The sequence below is a fragment of the Phyllobacterium trifolii genome, assembly GCF_014192095.1.
GTDB lineage: Bacteria > Pseudomonadota > Alphaproteobacteria > Rhizobiales > Rhizobiaceae > Phyllobacterium > Phyllobacterium trifolii.
On record NZ_JACHXN010000003.1, the window covers coordinates 223,130 to 243,765 of the forward strand.

A 20,636-nucleotide genomic window follows, 5' to 3' on the forward strand; every position below is an offset into this window, starting at 1 on the left:
TTGACAGCATATTGGCCGTATGCCTCAGCCAGGGAGGCCCATCCCCCTGATTGCACCGGCTGGCACGGTGCTGCTGCTTCGCCGTCAAAACACAATATTGCTCCAGCCTAGCGATATGCATTTCTGAACAGAACCCCGACTTAGAGCGGTTTGTAATCATATTGAATCATCCTGCCGGAGGGAATTTGGTTCAAGGTCGAGGGATTTGGCGAGGCCGATGCCTTTCCATCGGACGACGCCGAAGCCCGACGGATTTGGGCCAAATTCACCCGGCCCTTCGGGTTTCCGGCTGGCGGCCAACCACTTTGTCAGGCGGCGTCGGACGATGGAAAGACATCGACCTCGCCACCTTCCGCGTGGATTGTCTCGCCACCCGGGAAACAGGATTGATCCAATATGGTCACAAACCGCTCTAGGTCCAATGCCCCGTCCTGGCCTTGGTCATGGAAAAACGCGGAAACAATTGCGGAGAACGTACAAACTCTCCGATCATTCACATTGCACAAGCTGGAACCAGAGGTTATAAGGCCGCGCTGTCACGCCGAATATTCTGATTGGCGCTGGCATTTTGGGGCGTAGCCAAGTGGTAAGGCAGCGGTTTTTGGTACCGCCATTCGGAGGTTCGAACCCTCCCGCCCCAGCCAGTCATTTCATGACAAGATCTGTTTCTTTCCGGCTAATCATTGCTATAGATCATTGGCAAAAGACTATTGACCAAAGAGGAAACAGATATGGCACGTCGCATCGCGGTCGTTGGTAGCAACATGACCGATCTCGTCACATCGATCATTCGCATGCCTGCGCCGGGAGAAACTTTGGAAGCACCGGCATTTTCGATGGGATTTGGCGGCAAGGGCGCTAATCAGGCGGTCGCTGCTGCAAGGCTTGGCGCCGACGTGATGATGGTAACCAAAGTCGGCGACGACGTTTTCGGTCAAAGCACCATCGACAACCTCAAGAGCAACGGCATCGATGTCTCGCATGTGGGGACCATCACGGGCAAATCGAGCGGCGTTGCGCCGATTTTTGTCGACGAAAGCGGCGAAAACTCGATTTTTATCATCAAGGGCGCGAACAATGATCTGAAGCCCGCCGATATCGATGCTGCTGCAGAAGATTTGAAGCGCTGCGACCTTATCCTCATGCAATTAGAAGTGCCGCTCGAAACGGTCTATTACACGATCGCCTTCGCTGATCGGCATGGCATCGAAACCATCCTCAATCCCGCACCCGCTGCGCCTGATCTCGATCCGAAACAGGTCACCAAGGCAACCTTCGTCGTTCCCAACGAAACCGAACTGGCGCTGCTGACGGGCATGCCCACCGGGACAGATGCCGAGATTGAAACCGCCGCGCGTTCCTTGATTGACAAGGGTATCCGCACGGTCATCGTCACCCTCGGTTCCCGCGGAGCTCGGCTGATCACTGCGGACACCTCGACATTGATCGAGCCTTTCAAAGTCAAGCCGAAAGACACGACAGGCGCCGGTGATGCATTCATCGGCAGCTTCGCTCGCTATTACGTAGAGGGCCGGGAGCTCGAAGCCTCGCTCAGGAAAGCGGCGCTCTATGCCGCTGACTCGATTACCCGCGAAGGCACACAGAAGTCCTATGCGACGGCCGAAGAATTCAATCAGTTTCTGCAAAATCGCGCGAAATAATCAGACATATCGGGAGGAAACATGCTCAAGAATCTGGATCCATTACTGAATGCGGATGTACTCTACGCTCTGAGAGCTATGGGCCACGGCGACCGTCTGGTCATATGCGATACCAATTTTCCGGGGGATTCCATTGCGCGCCAGACACGGCTCGGCCGGCTGTTGCGCATTGACGCTGTGACCGCGCCGCGAGCCGCGCGTGCCATTCTCTCGGTCATGCCGCTCGACACGTTCATCGATGACGCCGCCGCGCGCATGGAAATCGTCGGCAGCCCCGACGAGATGCCTGATGTGCAGGTAGAAATGCAGGTGGAGATCGACGCCGCCGAAGGTAAGCATTGGCCAATGGTCTCGATCGACCGGATGGATTTCTATGAACATGCCAAGAATGCCTATTGCGTCATCGCCACCGGCGAGCGGCGGTTTTATGGGTGTTTTATATTGACGAAGGGCGTGATCCCACCGGAAGACCTTCGATAATCCACCCTGACGGGCATATGATGGTTTCCTGTGCTTCCGGTGTGCCGCTGCCAGTAGATGGAACCCGTCGGATTAAACGGTCCGCTCTCCTTTGCCGTGGGTCCTCGGGTCAAGCCCGAGGATGACGGAGAGAGAGAGGCGCTTAACAATGACGCAGAAATGGGCGCTCAAGGACGTCGGCGAGAGAACTGTGCTCAAGGTGGCACGACCCCGGATCAATTTTCCACGGATTGGACGTTTTAAAAAAGCTGGACTCCGGCGTTACGCTGCGATGGAATCGCTTTCTGATAAAATGTCGTTCACGGCAATAAATTGGCGCGGATTTCGTGTCCCTTGTGAAACCATCCTTTCCTTAAATATCGCCCTTCCACTATGTTGCCGCGAGCAATGGCGATATTGATACGCCGCGTGATTCAGTTGATATTCGTTGCGCCTGATGCTGGCAGCGAGAGTGGATAGTAATTTTCATGACCAAGAACCTGACGCATCTCCAGCGTCTTGAAGCCGAAGCAATCCATATTTTTCGTGAGGTCGCGGCGACGTTCTCCAATCCCGTGATGCTTTATTCGATCGGCAAGGATTCGTCCGTCATGCTGCATCTGGCGATGAAGGCCTTCTATCCGGCCAAGCCGCCATTTCCATTCCTCCACGTCGATAGCACGTGGAAATTCAAGGAGATGATCGCATTTCGTGATTCAGAAGCTCAGCGACTTGGCTTCGATCTTCTCGTTCACAGTAATCAGGAGGGCATCGAGCAAGGCATCGGTCCCTTCACGCATGGCTCCAACACGCATACGCACATCATGAAAACCGTGGCACTGCGGCAGGCGCTCGACAAATACGGGTTCGATGCGGCCTTTGGTGGCGCGCGCCGTGACGAGGAAAAGTCTCGTGCCAAGGAACGGATTTTCTCGTTCCGCAGTGCGCAGCATTCCTGGGACCCGAAGAACCAGCGGCCGGAAATGTGGAAGATCTATAATACCCGCGTCGCCAAGGGTGAATCCATCCGCGTGTTTCCGATCTCCAACTGGACCGAGCTCGATATCTGGCAATATATCATGCAGGAGGAAATTCCGATCGTTCCTTTGTACTTTGCGGCAAGGCGTCCGGTTGTCGAGCGTGACGGCATGCTGATCATGCGCGATGACGAACGGATGCAACTGCTTCCCGGCGAAGTGCTGCAGCAGAAAATGGTGCGGTTCCGCACGCTGGGCTGCTATCCTCTGACAGGGGCTGTTGAGTCCGGCGCGGCAACCCTGCCGGAAATCGTCAGCGAAATGCTCGTCTCGCGTACCTCCGAGCGGCAGGGGCGTATGATCGACAAGGACGAGGCGGGCTCCATGGAGAAGAAGAAGCGCGAGGGCTATTTCTGATGTCTAAGCTAGGACAGATCAAGATTTTGCCTGCAGCTTCAGCCGCCGAAGAAATCAACGCCTATATGGCCGAACAGGAGAAGAAATCGCTGCTGCGGTTTCTTACTTGCGGCTCGGTCGATGACGGCAAATCCACGCTCATCGGACGTCTGCTTTACGATACCAAGCTGATCTTCGAGGATCAGCTGGCAGCACTGACCAAGGATAGTCGCAAGCACGGTACCAACGGCGAAGATATCGATTTCGCCCTGTTGGTCGACGGGTTGGAAGCTGAACGCGAGCAGGGCATCACCATCGATGTCGCCTATCGCTTTTTCTCGACGCCGAAGCGCAAGTTCATCGTTGCCGACACGCCTGGCCATGAACAGTACACGCGCAACATGGCAACCGGCGCTTCGACTGCGGACCTTGCAATCGTGCTGGTCGATGCGCGGCAGGGCATCCTGCGCCAGACGCGGCGCCACAGTTTCATTGCGTCGCTGCTTGGCATTCGCAACATCATTCTTGCCGTCAACAAGATCGATCTCGTGGACTATTCGCAGGATGTTTTTGACAAGATTGTTGCGGATTATCAGGAGTTTGCGAGCAAACTCGGATTCAAGACAATACAGGCCATCCCTCTTTCGGCGCGCTTTGGCGACAATGTCATCGGGCCATCGGCCAACCTGCCCTGGTACAAGGGACCGGCGCTGCTGCAGCATCTGGAGAACGTGCCGTTGGAAAGCGCGGATGACGCACGTCCGTTCCGCTTTCCGGTTCAGTACGTCAACCGGCCCAACCTCGACTTCCGCGGTTTTTCCGGCACCATTGCCTCGGGCAGCGTTGCGCCGGGCGACGAAGTCGTCGTCGCCAAATCCGGCAAGTCTTCACGGGTCAAGCGTATCGTCACTTGGGACGGTGATCTGGACTCTGCCAGCGAAGGTGAAGCGGTCACGATCGTTCTCGATGACGAGATCGAGGTTTCGCGCGGCAATATGCTGGTCGCACCCGAAGCTCGGCCTGACGTTGCGGACCAGTTTGCCGCCAACGTCGTGTGGTTCGCGGAGCATGCGCTGATCCCGGGGCGATCCTATATCCTGCGGACGGAAACCGATCAGGTCACTGCGACGATTACCGATCTCAAATATCGAATCGATATCAATAGTTTCGCGCAGGAAGCGGCCAAATCGCTTGACCTGAATGAAGTTGGCGTCGTCAATATCTCGACGCAGGTGCCAATCGCCTTCGACGCCTACAAGTCGAACCGCTCGACAGGGTCGTTCATCCTGATTGACCGCCTGACCAATGCGACGGTCGGCGCTGGCATGATCGACTTTGCGCTACGCCGTGCTTCCAACGTGCATTGGCAGGCGCTCGATGTCGACAAGGCATCGCGCGCCGCGCAAAAGGATCAGAAACCCGCAGTCGTGTGGTTCACCGGCCTATCGGGTTCCGGCAAATCGACGATCGCCAATCTGGTCGAGAAGCGCCTGTCGTCACTCGGCAAGCACACCTATATTCTCGACGGTGATAATGTCCGTCATGGCCTCAATCGCGATCTCGGCTTTACCGAAGAAGACCGTGTTGAGAACATCCGCCGTGTCGGCGAGGTGGCCAAGCTGATGGCGGACGCCGGATTGATCGTCCTTGTATCGTTCATTTCGCCGTTCGCTTCCGAGCGCCGCATGGTGCGCGAACTGCTGGATGATGGTGAATTCCTCGAGGTTTTTGTCGATACGCCGTTTGAGGAGTGCGCGAAACGTGACCCCAAGGGATTGTATGCCAAAGCACTGCGCGGCGAGATCAAGAACTTCACCGGCGTAGACTCGCCCTATGAAGCGCCGGAGAATCCGGAACTGCATTTGAAGACAGTTGGCCGGACAACGGAAGATCTGGCCTCAGAGGTTGAAAAGCTCCTTGTAGAGCACGGCATTATCTTTAACTACGATCAAAGTTCCTGGTCGATCTAAGCCATGTTGATATTCACGCCATGCCGGCCTGCAAACGGCGTTTTTCTGTGCTCCGGTGCTCATGGACTTCAAGTCCACTGCGCTCCGGTGCTCGAACACCACCGTTTTCGGTGCGGCATGATCGCGAATCTCGCCGCGGCCGTGGTCAGGAGCCCAGAGGGGAAGGCATGAACGCCGTAAACTATCCTGCTCTGCTTCAGACCTTCGAAACCACGGCGATTGCTGCCGGACGCGAAATTCTGCGCATTTACATAGAAGGCTGCGATGTTTCGTTGAAAGACGACAAGTCGCCGGTCACCGCTGCTGACCGCGCGGCGGAAGCCATCATCCTGGAGGCGCTGCGCCAGGCAACGCCCGATATTCCGATTGTGGCGGAGGAAGAGATTTCCGGTGGGCACGTGCCCGGTGATCTCGGCGACCGTTTTTATCTGGTCGATCCGCTCGATGGCACACGCGAGTTCGTCAATCGCAATGGTGATTTCACTGTCAACATCGCCCTGATCGAAGACGGCGCTCCGGTGCTGGGCATCGTCTATGCTCCGGTACGCGGGTGGCTGTTTACCGGCGGCCCGAACGGCGCTCAGGAAGTGACCGTCGATTCCACGGGGAGCGTGACCACGCGCAACAGCATTTCGTGCCGGACTGCGCCGGAGGAAATGATTGCCGTCGCCAGCCGCTCGCATCGTACGCCGGAAACCGACGAATACCTGAAAGGTTTCGCCATCGCCGATTGCGTCTCGGTTGGCTCTTCGATCAAATTCGGCCTGTTGGCGCGCGGCGAAGCCGACATCTATCCGCGGCTCAGCCGGACGATGGAATGGGACACGGCGGCAGGTGATGCGGTTCTACGCGCGGCGGGCGGCATCACGCTGACCCTTGACGGCAAGCCGCTGACCTATGGCCGCCGCAATCAGGCCAATGATGCGGACTTCGCCAATCCGAGCTTTGTCGCACGCGGCAGGTTCTAGCCCGACCGTTTGCGTAACAGCAGCGTCACCACGAAGAACGCCCCGACGGAACTGGTAACGATGCCGATTGGCAGTTCCTGCGGCGCGAGGAGAAGGCGTGCGGCAAGGTCGCTCAGGAGGATCAGCGTTGCGCCGAGCAGCGCGCAGGTGGGGATCAGGCCCGCATGAAGCTGTCCGGCAAAGCGCCGTGCGATATGTGGAATCATCAGACCGACAAAACCGATGACACCTGCGACTGAAACGAAGATCGCCGTTGAAAATGCGCAGACGATGAAGACTGTATTGCGTGTACGGTTGACGCGGATGCCCAAGCTTTCCGCCGTATTTTCGCCGGCAAGAAACGCATCGAGGTTGCGGTGGTTATAGAGCGCGTGGATGAGGATCGCCGTGAGGCCCAGCAACGCCAGCGGCAGGTTTTCCCAGCGTGCGAGGCCGAGCCCTCCAAGCGTCCAGAACAGGACGGAATGGGCGGCGCGCTGGTCACCGGAGAACACCATGTAGTTGGTGATCGCGGCAAACAGGAACGAGACGGCGAGACCCGCAAGGATCATGCGTTCCGGTCCCTGACCCTGTACGCGCCGAACCAGTAGCAGAACGATGATTGCAGCGAGCATGCCGCCGATGAAGGCAGCGATCGGCAGCGTCCAGATGCCGAAGCGGTCGCCGAAAATGCTGATCACCGAAACCGCACCGGCTGCGGCACCCGATGATAGCCCGAACAGGAAGGGGTCGGCGAGATCATTGCGCGTTACCGTCTGCAACATCGCGCCGACAATGCCGAGCCCGGCGCCAACGCAGATGGCCAGTATGACGCGCGGCAAGCGCAGATCAACGACAATGCGTTCGATTGGTATCGTTGTGTTCAGATTGCTGAGACCAGCCGCATGGGCGAAGGCATTCAGCACATCGCTCAAGGGTATGACAGTCGAGCCGTAGGCGATGGATAGCAGAGCGAGGGCGATGACCAGCATCACCCCTGCCACGAGCGAAATGCGTTGTCGGGCTTGCACTCAGAAAGCTTCCGGATGCATGGCCTTGGCGATCTTGCCGATGGCTTCGATATTGGCCGGACCAGGCGTGAGCTCGGCATAGCGCAGTGCCACGAAACGCTCATTCTTCACCGCATCGGTTTCCTTCATTGCCGGATGCGCTTTGAGGAAGTCGAGCAGCTTTTGATAGCCTGCACCATCCTGATAGTCGAGCAGGATGAGGAATTGCGGGTTGCGTGCCGCGACAGTTTCCCATGATGTCGTGCCCCAACTTGTCTCCATGTCGGACATGATGTTGGTGCCGCCGGCTTCGCTGATGAGTGCAGTCGGCATCGCGAACTTGCCCGCAGTAAAGGGCTTGTCCTCGCCGGAATCATAAAGAAGAACACGGGTTTCGCCGCTGTTGCTGATTCTTTTTTTGATATCCGCAAGCTGTGTCTTCCAGCCGGCAACCAGTGCCTCGGCCTGCTGTTCCTTGCCGAAAATCTTGCCGAGTTTTGTCATGTCGCCGTAGAGCAGGTCCATCGAGGCGGCGGGGCGATTCTTGTCAAGGTGCACGCAGCTCTCGGTCAAGACGAGAGTCTTGATGCCGTAGGGCGCAAGCGTATCCGGCGTCACGTCTCCGCCGGGTTTCATCCCATAGTACCAGCCGGCAAAGAAGAAATCGGGGTTGGCGGCGACGAGGTTTTCCACCGTCGGTTCCTTGGAAGCGAGTTCCGGAATTTGACCAAGCTCCTTCTTGAAGGCGTCATCCACCTTGTACCAGCCTGTGATGCCGGTCACCCCGACCATCGACGATTGCAGGTCGAGTGCGAAGGCCATTTCACTCATGTTGAGATCCTGGATCACCGCTCGTTTTGGCGCGGCATCGAAAGTCAGCGGCTTGCCGCAACTTTCGACAGTAACGGGGAATGCCAACGCAGGCGTCGACAATATGGTCAGTGCGAGGGCAAGAATTGTCTTTTTCATCAAATGCTCCGTGCGTGGGGATGGACTGATGGCGATGGTTCTGGCGTCTCGAACACCATGAGGTCGCGGTTCTGCGATGGATGGCGCAAGCGCAAAACGTCTAGATTGAAGACGTCGCCGACAACCCGAGGCGTCAGCGTTTCATCGGGGGTGCCGGTGGCAACTACAAGGGCGTTGTGCATGACCGCGACATGCGTGGCAAAGGGCGCGACCAAAGGCAGATCGTGCAAGACCGCGATCGTCGTCACATCAAGTCCGGCGACCAGTGACAGCAACTCGCTGCGCGCCCTGGGGTCGAGATGGTTGGTTGGTTCATCAAGGAATAGCACAGCCGGTTGTTGGGCAATGGCCCGCGCCAACTGTACGCGCTGACGCTCGCCGCCCGACAGCGATCCGATGGCGCGTCGCGAAAACTGCGCGATCTTCGCGCGATGCAATGCTTCGGCCACGATCTCGCGTTCCCGTACCTTGGTAAAGGTGCCAACATGCGGAATACGGCCGAGAGAGACATAGTCTTCGACGGAAAGCTGGAGCTCCGGCGTGTCGGTCTGGCCGACAAAGGCAAACTGCCGGGCACGTTCAAGCGGTGTCAAATGGCTGACGCTTTTGCTACGGAGTGTGATATCGCCGAAAGTCGGCTGGAGAAGACCTGCCAGCATGCGTAACAAGGTCGACTTGCCGGCACCGTTCGGTCCGATGATCGCCAGGCGTGCACCGCATTCGATCGTCAAGGATGCCTTGTCGACCAGGGTCTCGCCGGCGATGCGATAAGTCACGGTGTCGGCGTTGAGCACAATATGGCTCATAAGCGGAGTTCTCCGGATGCTGAAACGCCGCAAAAGCAGCAGCGCACAGCACCTCCATTACGTAACGTTATAACGTATGTAAAGAGGAGCAGTGCGCTGAAGGCAAGAACTGGCCTGACGCGAGAGAAAATCTTTGGGGTATTCATTCCCGTCCATCTGTTAGGGAACGGGATGAGGGAACGGACAATGCAGCGCCGCCATCAGGCACAGACCCGCGAAGGGGACCGTTGCGGCGGGAAACATCGCATCGCTCCCGGCACACCCCGTCCGGTTCGAATTTCAGTATTGATGGCAGGTCTCCTGGCTCGCGGGTCTCAGCTTTGCCTTGCCTTCCCGATCATTCGACCAGTGGCATCTTCAGGCATCGCTCACCGCTTACAGTTGCGGGGGCAGCCACGGTCTCGGTCCCTTTTGGGTACGCCTCACCGTGTTCCCTTTTCATCTCCGGCGTTGTCTTGCCGGAGAAACCATCGGTGACGATCATTAGTGGAAAAAGCACCCAAAGCAATCCGTTTAATAGTCTGCAGACTAATCAAGTGCGGATAACGCTTGGAAAAATGAAAGGAAATGCTATGTTTTGTCTTGGAGTGAGAGGCAAGCTTTCGCCTGCCCCTCTTTTCCTAGTTTACTGAAATAAGACCCGGAGAGTCAGTGTCCAGCTGCTCCGGGTCTTCTTCAATTCCAGGGTGATACGCAGTGGTAGAAACCACATAGCGTCACCCCTGTCTTGCGAGCAAGGCTCTTGCCCTAGTCGGAGAGGCCTATCGTCTCCGATACACCGGCTGGCACGGTGTTTTCTGCTTCACTCACAAAACTCGACGAAGGTGACTGTGATCTGTCCTGGCGGCAACGAATGCAGGGTTGCATTCGTCAGGTCGCAACGGCGTTCCAAGTTGTGTGGCCAAGCCCGTTTATGCGGCAAACTTTTTCCGTGCTAAAATAATTGGCAGGGACATTTAACAAAGTCGTGGAGTAGGCTACGGTTCTTCGGGACAAGCATTTCAGAAAAAAATTTGAGGCGACATGGCAATTCACGCAGCAGTCTATCACCTGACCCACTATAAATATGACCGCCCGATCATGCTCGGGCCGCAAGTGATCCGCCTGCAACCTGCGCCTCATTCCCGGACCAAAGTTCTCAGCCATTCGTTGAAGGTCAGTCCGGCCAATCATTTCGTCAATCTGCAGCAGGACCCCTACGGCAATTTCCTGGCGCGCTTCGTTTTCCCGGAGCCGGTGACGGAACTCAAGATCGAAGTCGATCTCATCGCCGACATGACGGTCTACAATCCATTCGACTTTTTCGTAGAACCCGTCGCCGAGACTTGGCCCTTCGCTTACCCTGACGACATAAAAGATGACCTTTCGATCTATCTGAAACCGGACCCGATCGGTCCGCTGCTCTCGAATTTTCTTGCGACTGTCGATCGCACGCCGACAAACACCGTGAATTTCGTCGTGGATCTCAATGCGCGTATCCAGCGCGAAGTTGGCTATGTCATTCGAATGGAAACCGGCGTGCAGGAGCCGGAAGTGACGCTGGACGTGCGTACAGGCTCTTGCCGTGATTCGAGCTGGTTACTGGTACAGGCGTTACGCCATCTTGGTCTCGCGGCGCGGTTTGTTTCCGGTTATCTGATCCAGTTGAAGCCCGATCTTGTTTCGCTGGACGGGCCCACCGGCACGAGCCAGGATTTCACCGATCTCCATGCCTGGTGCGAGGTCTATCTGCCGGGTGCAGGTTGGATCGGTCTAGACCCGACGTCCGGTCTGTTGACTGGCGAGAGCCACGTGCCCCTTGCTGCCACACCGCATTATCGCAATGCGGCGCCGATCTCGGGGATGGCGGAACCCGCGAATGTCGAATTCGGCTTCGATATGCGTGTTACACGCGTCTCCGAACACCCGCGCATCACCAAGCCATTCTCCGATGAATCCTGGACAGCGCTGGATGCACTCGGTGACAAGGTCGACGCGTTCCTCAAAGAGCGCGACGTGCGCCTGACGATGGGCGGCGAGCCGACATTCGTATCGATCGACGATTTCGAATCTGGCGAGTGGAATACCGATGCTGTCGGCCCAACCAAACGCGAAAAGGCCGACAAACTCATACGCCGCCTGCGCGAGCGCTTCGCTCCGGGCGGGTTCCTGCATTACGGGCAGGGGAAGTGGTATCCCGGCGAAAGCCTTCCACGCTGGACGTTCTCCCTCTACTGGCGCAAGGACGGCAAGCCGATCTGGGTCAATCCGGATCTGATCGCAGCCGAGAACAGCGTGGCAAAGATCAAACCGGACGATGCGGGCAAGCTTCTGACCGGCATGGCCGAGGTACTCGGCGTCGAGAACGAGATGGTCACGCCTGCCTACGAAGACCCGGCCGAATGGATCGTCAAGGAAGGCAATCTGCCTGCCAACGTTGATCCTTCCAATTCCAAGCTCAAGGATCCGGAAGAGCGCAGTCGCATGGCCCGCGTCTTCGAGCGCGGTTTGACGGAACCGACAGGCTTTGTTCTCCCCGTGCAGCGCTGGAACAGCCAGGCTGCCGCAGGGCCGCGCTGGCGTAGCGAGAAATGGACAACGCGCCGTGGCAAGCTTTTTCTGGTGCCGGGCGATTCGCCTGTTGGCTATCGCCTGCCGCTCGGTTCCTTGCCGCATGTTCCCCCATCTGAATATCCGTTTATCGTGCCCGTCGACCCATCTGTCGAACGCGGCCCGCTGCAGGATCCGGCTGCTCAGCCTGGACTTGCTGCACGAGACGCGCCGCAGACTGTGGCCTCGTTCACTGCGGCCGAGGGCACGCAGCAGGAGCGTGTCGAACAGGAGCTAGGTGAAATCGGTGGCGCTGTGCGCACAGCCATTTCGGTTGAACCGCGCAATGGCCGATTAAGCGTTTTCATGCCGCCGGTGGAGGCGCTGGAAGACTATCTCGAACTTGTTGGCGCGGCGGAAGCTGCGGCGGCAAGGTTGGGGGTGCCGGTCCATATCGAAGGTTACGGCCCGCCGCAGGATCCTCGAATCAATGTCATTCGCGTTGCGCCAGATCCCGGTGTCATCGAGGTGAATATTCACCCGGCGTCGAACTGGCGCGAATGCGTCGAGATAACGACGGCGATCTATGAAGAGGCGCGGCAGACTCGGCTTGGCGCCGACAAATTCATGATCGACGGCCGCCATACCGGTACCGGCGGCGGCAATCACGTGGTGGTCGGCGGCGAAACGCCGAACAACAGTCCGTTCTTGCGCCGCCCAGATCTGCTGAAGAGCCTGGTCTTGCACTGGCAGCGCCATCCTTCGCTGTCCTATCTGTTCTCGGGGATGTTCATCGGGCCGACCAGCCAGGCGCCGCGATTCGATGAAGCGCGCCACGACAGCCTCTACGAACTCGAGATCGCCATGGCGCAGGTGCCGCTACCCGGCAAGGGCACGCCGCCGCTGCCTTGGCTCGTCGACCGCCTGTTCCGCAATCTGCTGGTCGATGTGACGGGCAATACGCATCGCTCGGAAATATGCATCGACAAGCTGTTTTCTCCGGATGGTCCGACCGGAAGGCTGGGTTTGGTCGAGTTTCGTGGATTCGAGATGCCGCCCAATGCCCGTATGAGCCTCGCGCAGCAATTGCTGGTGCGAGCATTGATCGCGCGGTTCTGGAACACGCCTATCGAGGGGAGTTTTGTGCGCTGGGGCACCACGCTGCATGACCGTTTCATGCTGCCGGCCTTCGTCTGGCAGGACTTTCTGGATGTTTTGGCCGATCTGCGCCAGAACGGCTTTGATTTCCGCCCGGAATGGTTCGAGGCGCAGCTCGAATTCCGCTTCCCATTCTGCGGCGAAATCGAGAACGAAGGCGTCAAGCTTGAACTGCGCCAGGCGCTGGAGCCTTGGCACGTCATGGGAGAGCAGGGCGCGATTGGCGGTACGGTGCGTTTCGTCGATAGCTCTGTCGAGCGGCTTCAGGTCAAGGTCGAAGGCTTCAATCCTGCCCGCCACAGCGTCGCATGCAATGGTCGCGAAGTGCCGCTGAAAATGACCGACGTGCAAGGCACCGCCGTCGCCGGTGTCCGTTACAAGGCATGGCAGCCGCGATCCGGCCTCCACCCGATGATCCCGGTCAATACGCCGCTGGTGTTCGACCTCTACGATCAATGGTCAGGACGTGCCGTCGGCGGTTGCGTCTATCATGTCGCACATCCGGGCGGCCGCAGCTATGATACGTTTCCGGTGAATTCAAACGAGGCGGAAGCACGCAGGCTTACCCGGTTTGAGGCGCGTGGGCACACGGCCGGAGCATATGAGCTCAGAAAGGAACAGCCTGCGCCCGAGTTTCCAATGACGCTTGATCTGCGAAGGCCGCGGGTATGAACACAGGTACCGAAAAGCGACAATGTCACAAGTGAACAAAGCCAAGTCGCTTCCTGGCCTGCTTGCAAGCTATAAGCCCCTGCCTGATGTAGCAGACGAGATGATCGATCCATCGGGCGCGGTGCGGCCGGGCTGGGAAACGCTGCTCCATACGCTCGACCAGATTGGTCCTGAAAAGCTCGCGACACGTTTTGCCCGCGCCAACCAGTACTTGCTCGATGCCGGTGTGTTTTACCGCGTCTACGATGAGAACGGCACGCAGGAACGCGAGTGGCCGCTGGCGCATATACCGATTCTGATCAATGAGGCAGACTGGCAGTCGATCACCGCCGGTCTCACACAGCGAGCCGACCTCCTGGAGGAGATCGTCGCGGATATCTATGGCGAGACAAAACTGATCCGCGATGGAATATTGCCGCCTGATCTGATTGCGTCCAATCCGGAATTCCTGCATCCGCTGGCAGGCGTAAAACCGGCGAGCGGCCATTTCCTGCATTTCTGCGCATTCGAACTTGGGCGTGCGCCTGATGGCCGGTGGTGGGTACTAGGTGATCGCACGCAGGCAGCTTCCGGCGCCGGTTTCGCGCTCGAAAACAGGGTGGCGACGACACGCGCACTTTCGGATATTTCCGGCGCCATGAACGTGCACCGTCTGGCGGGGTTCTTCAAGGATTTCCGCGATTCGCTGCAAAGCCTCGTCACTGATCCGCAGGGGCGTGCCGCGATCCTGACACCTGGACCCAACAACGAGACCTATTTCGAACATGCGTATATTGCCCGGTATCTCGGCTTCATGCTTCTGGAAGGCGATGACCTGACGGTCAGCAAGGGCAGGGTGATGGTGCGCACGGTCTCCGGTCTCAAGCCTATCGATGTTTTATGGCGGCGCATGGATGCGGCTTATATGGACCCGCTCGAGCTTAAAACAGACTCGTGGATCGGCACGCCCGGCATTGTCGGCGCACTCCGTCAGCAATCGGTCTCGCTGGTCAACGCGCTCGGCTCGGGGATACTCGAAACGCGTGCGCTGCTAGCGTTTCTGCCGGCAATTTCCAAAGCGTTGCATAATCGCGATCTCGCGCTCCCAAGCATCGCCACCTGGTGGTGCGGGCAGGAAAAGGAACGCAAGCATGTCATGGACCGGCTCGACCAGATGATGGTTGGCCCGGCACTTTCGACGCGCCTTCCTTTCGAGGATGTGGACGCGACAATGCTTGGCTCATCGCTTGATGCCGATGCGAAGGCTGCTCTTCTCGCCCGGCTGGAGAAGGACGGGCGCGGACTGGTCGGCCAGGAAAAAGTCAAGCTTTCGACTACGCCAGTCTATGTCAATGGCAAGCTGGAACCGCGGCCATTCGTGCTGCGCGTTTTTGCGGCACGCCACAAGGATGGCTGGAGTTTCATGCCAGGGGGCTTTGCCCGGGTTGGACGTACGATGGACACGGCGGCGATTGCCATGCAGCGGGGTGGGCAGGCTGCCGATGTCTGGATCACAAGCAGTGGATCCGTTCCCAAGGATACATTGCTGCCGCGCGAGGATGACACATTCAGGCGTAACGTGCCGGGCACATTGCCTAGCCGCGCTGCCGAAAATCTGATGTGGATGGGGCGCTATATAGAACGCGCTGAAGGGACAGCGCGGATCCTGCGCGCCTGCCACGCACGCTATGCCGAAGCGGCCAACATGGAAATTCCGCTTCTAGTGGAAATGCGCGCCTACCTGAAGCCGCTTGGCGTCAATCTCGATACGGCGATTCCAAAGGGACTACAGCGCTCCATTGACGGCGCCATGCTCAGCGCAGGCCGCGTCCGCGACCGCTTCTCACCCGATGGCTGGCTGGCATTGCGCGACCTGTCGAAAACGATTCACCGTTTTAACGATGCGGTTTCGCCGGGCGATGACGCCACGCGTGCCATGACGATTATCCTGCGCAAGCTCGCCGGGTTCTCCGGCCTCGTGCATGAAAACATGTATCGTTTCACCGGATGGCGCTTCCTCGAAATCGGCCGCCGCCTGGAGCGTGGCATCCAGATGACGCGCATTCTGGCGACGCTGTCGCGGGATGATGCGGCCGAGGGTGCGCTGGAAATGCTGCTCGAGATAGGCGACAGTGTCATGACCCATCGGCGCCAGTACAGCGTCTATTCAGGCCGTCTCAGCGTGCTTGACCTCCTGGGACTCGATCCACTCAATCCGCGCTCGATCATCTTCCAGCTCGACGCGCTTAAGACGGAGTTTGGTCTGCTGCCGGCGCGCGATACGGGCACCCATATGCCTTTATTTTCCAAGGAAGTGCTGCGTCTGCATACGGAGCTTGCGATTATGGAGGCAAACGACCTAACACCTGAGAAGCTCGAGACAATAGAATTCGAATTGGGCAATCTTTCCAATATGATCTCTGATACATATTTTGCGTGAAGGCTTGTAAGTATGCTCTACAATATCCGCCTTCATCTTCACTACGACTACGAGCGGTCCGCTGCGGGTGGGCGGCACCACATCCGGGTCATGCCGCAGGCGATGCCCGGTATTCAACGCATTGTCGCCTCCAGCCTCTCGTTCGATCCGGTTTCGGCGGAACGCTCCGAATTTACGGACTTTTTCTCCACCAGCGTGACCTCGATCGTCTATCGCAATCCGCACGAGACGCTGGATGTGACGATGATGGCACGGGTGAATGTGACGCGGCCGCAGAATATGCTCGATGTTTCGCCCGATCTTGCCGGACTTCGGAAGGAGATACGCAGCGTCTGGTCGATTGCCGCCGATGCGCCGCACCATTTCCTGGCCACGAGCGCTCATGCAGCGATCGACCCGGATATCACGGCCTACGCCGCGCAAAGCCTTGTCGATGCGCGGACGGTGATGGAAGTGGTCAATGATCTCAACAAGCGCATCCATGCGGACTTCACCTATGACGGTGACGCGACAGACGTGCGCACGACGGCGCGTCAGGCATTCGATCTGAAGGCGGGTGTGTGCCAGGATTTCAGCCACGTGATGATTGCAGGACTGCGCGGACTGGGCATTCCGGCCGGTTACGTCAGCGGTTTTCTGCGAACAATCCCGCGGCCGGGCAAGGAGCGGCTGGAGGGCGCTGACGCGATGCACGCGTGGGTGCGCGCATGGTGCGGACGGGAAGCCGGATGGCAGGAGTTGGATCCAACCAACGATATGGTTGCGGGGAACGATCACATCACCATTGGCTATGGCCGCGACTACTCCGATGTGTCACCCATTGTGGGCGTGCTCAAGACAAGCGGCTCGCAAAAGGGGAAGCAGTCTGTCGATGTGATCCCGCTGGAGTGAGGTGATGGCAGGAATCATTGTGCGTGGTTCGACAAGCTCACCATGAGGGATGCTGCGTATCGCAGGGAGATTACACTGCAACATCACCGATTGCTTGCAAACCAGCCCACTTCCCTCATGGTGAGCTTGTCGAACCACGCACAATGAATTTGCTGACCGGATAGGATGATTAAAACGGTTTTTCTTGGTTTCTGGAAATCCCGAGAATATGGTCTGCACCATGCTTCCCATTCCGCCCTTGATGCTCACCACCGGTCCTGTTCCCGCCTATCCCGAAGTGCTTGCGGCGCTGGGATCGCCGGTGCTCTATGACTATCACCCGGCATTTCAAATCTTCTATGCGGACGTCACCGAAAAGCTGCGTCAGGCGCTTCGCTGCGATGCTGCTCCGGTGATCATGCAGGGTGAGGCTATTCTTGGTATCGAGGCGGCGGCAGGCGCATTGATTTCGAAAAACGATGTCGTCCTCAATCTTGTTTCCGGTGCTTACGGCAAACGTTTTGCCATCTGGGCATCACGCTATGGCAAGGAAGTCATCGAGCTCGCCGTACCCTATGATGATGTTATCGATCCACAGGCGATTCGCGAGGTATTGAGAAAGCGGCCGGATATCTCGGTTATGGCGCTATGCCACCATGATACGCCGTCCGGCACGCTCAATCCTTTGGGCGAAATCGGTGCGATCACTGCTGAGCATGGCGCGTACCTCATCGTCGATGCCGTGTCATCCTTCGGCGGCATGAACGTGCATCCCCAGGAAGCGCATGCCGACATCTTCATCACGTCGCCGTCGAAATGTCTTGGTAGCACGCCTGGCTTGAGCCTGATTGCGATGAGCGACCGTGCCTGGGCGAAGATCGAAACCAATCCGGACGCGCCGGTAAACTCATTTCTCAGCCTCCTTGCCTGGAAGGATGCATCGGAACCTGGAAAGCCTTTTCCTGTTACGCCTTCCATTGGCGAGATTTATGCGCTGAACGCCGCGCTCGACCGTTATGTGGAGGAGGGCCCCGAAAACGTGTGGGCCCGCCATGCGCTGACCGCAGCGATCACGCGAAAGGGCCTGTTCGAGCTCGGGCTGCCCTTGTGGCCAAAGGAAGAAGCTTTCTGCTCTCCCACGGCGACCGTTTTCAAGGTGCCGGAAAACATCAGCGATGTGACGCTGCGCGATCGCCTGTTGCACGACCATGGCATTCTTGTCTCGCTCGGGCGCGGGGAGACAGCGGGCAAGGTGCTCCGTGTTGGCCATATGGGCGCTTCGGCACAGCCTGACTTCGCTCGACAATTCATTGCCGCGTTGAGCGGGATTCTATCCGAACCATTTTCTGCTGATTGAGAGGATTGCAACAATGTCCCGTATCTTATTGAACAGGCGGAGTTTTCTCGCGACGACCGCGAGTGCCGGAGCGATGATGGTTCTGCCCGAATGGGCTCGTGCGCAGACTGCTACGCCTGTAAAAGGCGGACGTCTCGTCGTTGCCGGGGATAGCGAACCGGCAAATCTCAATCCCGCCATCGTCGCTTCAAATGGTGTGTTCTTCGTCGCCAGCAAGGTCATCGAGCCGCTGGCCGAGCAGTCCTATGATGGAAAGGATGGTCTTGATCCGCGACTTGCAACCTCATGGGAAGGATCGGCCGATGGGCTTACCGCCACGTTCAAACTGCGCGAAGGGGTCACTTGGCACGATGGCAAGCCATTCACGTCTGCGGATGTGGCGTTTTCCGCATTGGAAGTCTGGAAGAAGCTGCAGAATCTGGGACGGGTGGTGTTCAAGAACCTCGAAAGTGTCGAGACGCCGGACGATCACACCGTTGTATTCAAATTTTCCCACCCGACGCCATTCCAGCTCATCCGCAACGCCCTGCCTGTGGTCACCTCGGTCGTGCCGAAGCACCTTTATGAGGGCACGGATATTGCCAAGAATCCGGCCAATCAAAAACTGGTCGGCACCGGGCCATTCAAGTTTGGCGAATACAAGCCTGGCGAATATTACCTGCTCAAGCGCAACGACGCCTATTGGAGGAAGGACGAGCCGTTCCTCGACGAGATTGTCTATCAGTTCCTGCCAGACCGCGCGGCGGCAGGCAATGCGCTCGAAGCCGAGGAGATCCAGCTCGCGGCATTCTCCGCCGTTCCGCTCGCGGACCTCGAACGCATCTCCAAGGTGCCCGGGCTGAAGGTGTACTCTAACGGTTATGAAGGACTTACCTATCAGTTGATTGTCGAAATCAACCATCGCCGCAAGGAACTCGCTGATGTCAAGGTGCGTCAGGCACTGGCGCATGCGATCGATCATGATTTCGTCGTCAAGACGATCTTCTTGGGCTACGCGAAGTCCTCGACGGGGCCGGTGCCAGCTTACGACAAGACATTTTTCGAATCTGATGTCACCAAGTACGTCTTCGATCCTGCGAAGGCGGAGGCGTTGCTTGACGAGGCTGGCTACAAACGCGGTGTGGACGGCAACCGCTTCAAGCTGAAGCTGCTGCCGGCGCCTTTCTTCAATGAAACCAAGCAATTCGGCGACTATCTTCGCCAGGCGCTGGCCAAGATCGGCATTGATGCACAGATCGTCAGCAACGATACGCCTGCGCATCTGAAGGCGGTCTACACGGATCATGATTTCGACATTACTGTCGCGACGCCGGTCTATCGTTCCGATCCAGCGATCTCGACGACGATCCTGCTCGAAAGCGGCCTGCCAGCGGGCGTGCCTTTCTCCAACCAGTATGGTTATGCAAACGCGGAAGTCGACAAGCTGATCAAGGATGCCGCCTCCGAGATCGATGCCGACAAGCGTGCCGGGCTGTACAAAGAGTTGCAGAAGAAGGTCGCGGACGACCTGCCGCTGATCAATGTCGCCGAATTCTCCTTCATCACCGTGGCGCGCGACAGCGTGCAGAATGTCTCGAACAATCCGCGCTGGGCGGTTTCGAATTGGGCTGATGTGTGGTTGAAGGGGTAGTGGAAACCTAGGCTGTCCAGTCTTCGACCTTCAGGCCGTCCACCCTTTTGAACTCGCGTACATTGTTGGTAATGACGGTCAAGTCACGGGCTTTCGCTTGCCCTGCGATAAGCACATCATAAGGCCCTATCGGCGCACCGGTTTGAGCGAGTGCGCTATGCAACTCTCCCGATACGCGTGCGTCTTCCTGATCGAATTCCAGAATGGGAAAATCAGTGAGAAGCAGGCGCAGAGCTTCCAGATTGAAGGAAATTTTCTGGCTTTTATAGACGCCGAAGTAAAGCTCATGAGCGACAATCGAAGGGATACCAATCTCCCCTTCGCGTTTTTCCAGAATGAGGCGGACCAAAGTGTCCGATTTCCGCGAGACCAAGTGAATGACGGCGTTGGTATCGAGAACATAGCGCATCATTTGAACAGGTTGTCCAGTTCTGGCCGGTCCTGTTCGGGTGGTTGCTCGCGCCCATCACCAAAAAAGTCTTCACTGAAACCATGGTCGAGAGCCGCTTTAAGCGAGCTCCAGGCCTCCTTGCCAGTCTTGTGGGGACGCAGGATGAGCGCGTCGCCCTCGCGAGAAATTTCAACTTCGTCGACATTCAAGCGGAATTCTTTCGGCAGGCGAACGGCCTGCGAATTGCCGGAGTTAAACACTTTTGCAATCTGCGGCATGTGCACATCCTGTAAGCGAGAAGCGTATATACTAACGTGTATATACGACTTAGTCTGTTCGTGCAAACTCGTTTGTTTTTCCCCGGCAATCCCTCTAGACTCAACGGGTATTCGCGCCAGCCGGAGTTCTCCTTGCC

At 57.7% G+C, this 20,636-nt stretch carries 15 protein-coding genes, 1 tRNA gene and 1 riboswitch; of the genes, 11 read left to right on the top strand and 5 right to left on the bottom strand.

The genetic code is table 11. The features are described 5' to 3' along the window. The first annotated feature begins 569 nt into the window (after positions 1 to 569). The 6 genes from FHS21_RS06045 (at position 570) to cysQ (ending at position 6,431) form a co-directional block, all read left to right on the top strand. Positions 570 to 644, top strand: a tRNA-Gln gene (locus FHS21_RS06045). Positions 645 to 731: 87 nt separating this feature from the next. Then, complete coding sequence (gene rbsK, locus FHS21_RS06050) at positions 732 to 1,661, top strand: ribokinase (RefSeq protein WP_112551581.1); 930 nt, start codon at positions 732 to 734, stop codon at positions 1,659 to 1,661. A 21-nt stretch (positions 1,662 to 1,682) separates the two neighbouring features. Further along, positions 1,683 to 2,141 carry an RbsD/FucU family protein gene (locus FHS21_RS06055; protein WP_112527410.1) on the top strand — a complete coding sequence of 153 codons (459 nt, stop codon included), beginning with the start codon at positions 1,683 to 1,685 and terminating at the stop codon, positions 2,139 to 2,141. A gap of 467 nt (positions 2,142 to 2,608) precedes the next feature. After that, positions 2,609 to 3,514, top strand: coding sequence for a sulfate adenylyltransferase subunit CysD (gene cysD / locus FHS21_RS06060; RefSeq protein WP_112527412.1), 906 nt, complete (start codon positions 2,609 to 2,611; stop codon positions 3,512 to 3,514). After that, a complete protein-coding gene (gene nodQ, locus FHS21_RS06065) occupies positions 3,514 to 5,463 on the top strand; it encodes a bifunctional sulfate adenylyltransferase/adenylyl-sulfate kinase NodQ (protein ID WP_112527414.1) in 1,950 nt (649 codons plus the stop codon). Before cysD ends, nodQ begins: the two co-directional genes overlap by 1 nt. A 167-nt stretch (positions 5,464 to 5,630) precedes the next feature. Next, a complete protein-coding gene (gene cysQ / locus FHS21_RS06070; protein ID WP_183661235.1) occupies positions 5,631 to 6,431 on the top strand; it encodes a 3'(2'),5'-bisphosphate nucleotidase CysQ in 801 nt (266 codons plus the stop codon). Here cysQ and FHS21_RS06075 read toward each other — a convergent pair. From FHS21_RS06075 to FHS21_RS06085, 3 genes are read right to left on the bottom strand one after another with little or no spacing between them, the layout of a single operon-like run. Continuing rightward, a complete protein-coding gene (locus FHS21_RS06075) occupies positions 6,428 to 7,402 on the bottom strand; it encodes a FecCD family ABC transporter permease (protein ID WP_183661500.1) in 975 nt (324 codons plus the stop codon). The two genes, cysQ and FHS21_RS06075, sit on opposite strands and share 4 nt — an antisense overlap. 39 nt (positions 7,403 to 7,441) lie before the next feature. Further along, a complete protein-coding gene (locus tag FHS21_RS06080) occupies positions 7,442 to 8,389 on the bottom strand; it encodes an ABC transporter substrate-binding protein (protein ID WP_112527416.1) in 948 nt (315 codons plus the stop codon). Then, positions 8,389 to 9,195, bottom strand: a complete 807-nt coding sequence (locus FHS21_RS06085; protein WP_112527418.1) for an ABC transporter ATP-binding protein — start codon at positions 9,193 to 9,195, stop codon at positions 8,389 to 8,391. The genes FHS21_RS06080 and FHS21_RS06085 overlap by 1 nt, the downstream gene beginning before the upstream one ends. Positions 9,196 to 9,468: 273 nt before the next feature. Then, positions 9,469 to 9,682, bottom strand: a riboswitch (cobalamin riboswitch). Between the two features lie 536 nt (positions 9,683 to 10,218). On the opposite strand from FHS21_RS06085, the gene FHS21_RS06090 reads away from it, so the two are divergent. From FHS21_RS06090 to FHS21_RS06110, 5 genes are all read left to right on the top strand, one after another. Next, on the top strand, positions 10,219 to 13,554 hold the full coding sequence (locus FHS21_RS06090) for a transglutaminase family protein (RefSeq protein WP_112551583.1): 3,336 nt from the start codon (positions 10,219 to 10,221) through the stop codon (positions 13,552 to 13,554). A gap of 22 nt (positions 13,555 to 13,576) precedes the next feature. Beyond that, positions 13,577 to 15,973, top strand: a complete 2,397-nt coding sequence (locus FHS21_RS06095; protein ID WP_112527422.1) for a circularly permuted type 2 ATP-grasp protein — start codon at positions 13,577 to 13,579, stop codon at positions 15,971 to 15,973. Positions 15,974 to 15,985: 12 nt separating this feature from the next. Continuing rightward, positions 15,986 to 16,864 (top strand): transglutaminase family protein, encoded by an 879-nt coding sequence (locus tag FHS21_RS06100; RefSeq protein WP_112527424.1) that lies wholly within the window; start codon positions 15,986 to 15,988, stop codon positions 16,862 to 16,864. A 208-nt stretch (positions 16,865 to 17,072) separates the two neighbouring features. Beyond that, on the top strand, positions 17,073 to 18,200 hold the full coding sequence (ppaT, locus tag FHS21_RS06105; protein WP_246410853.1) for a pyridoxamine--pyruvate transaminase: 1,128 nt from the start codon (positions 17,073 to 17,075) through the stop codon (positions 18,198 to 18,200). A gap of 13 nt (positions 18,201 to 18,213) precedes the next feature. Next, entirely contained in the window at positions 18,214 to 19,830 is a 1,617-nt protein-coding gene (locus FHS21_RS06110; protein WP_112551584.1) for an ABC transporter substrate-binding protein, read from the top strand. 7 nt (positions 19,831 to 19,837) lie between these two features. Here the strand turns inward: FHS21_RS06110 and FHS21_RS06115 are convergent, their stop codons facing one another. Together FHS21_RS06115 and FHS21_RS06120 are read right to left on the bottom strand one after the other, a co-directional pair. Beyond that, complete coding sequence (locus tag FHS21_RS06115) at positions 19,838 to 20,242, bottom strand: type II toxin-antitoxin system VapC family toxin (protein ID WP_112527428.1); 405 nt, start codon at positions 20,240 to 20,242, stop codon at positions 19,838 to 19,840. Next, positions 20,239 to 20,499 carry an antitoxin gene (locus FHS21_RS06120; protein ID WP_112527430.1) on the bottom strand — a complete coding sequence of 87 codons (261 nt, stop codon included), beginning with the start codon at positions 20,497 to 20,499 and terminating at the stop codon, positions 20,239 to 20,241. The genes FHS21_RS06115 and FHS21_RS06120 overlap by 4 nt, the downstream gene beginning before the upstream one ends. Positions 20,500 to 20,636: the final 137 nt, after the last annotated feature.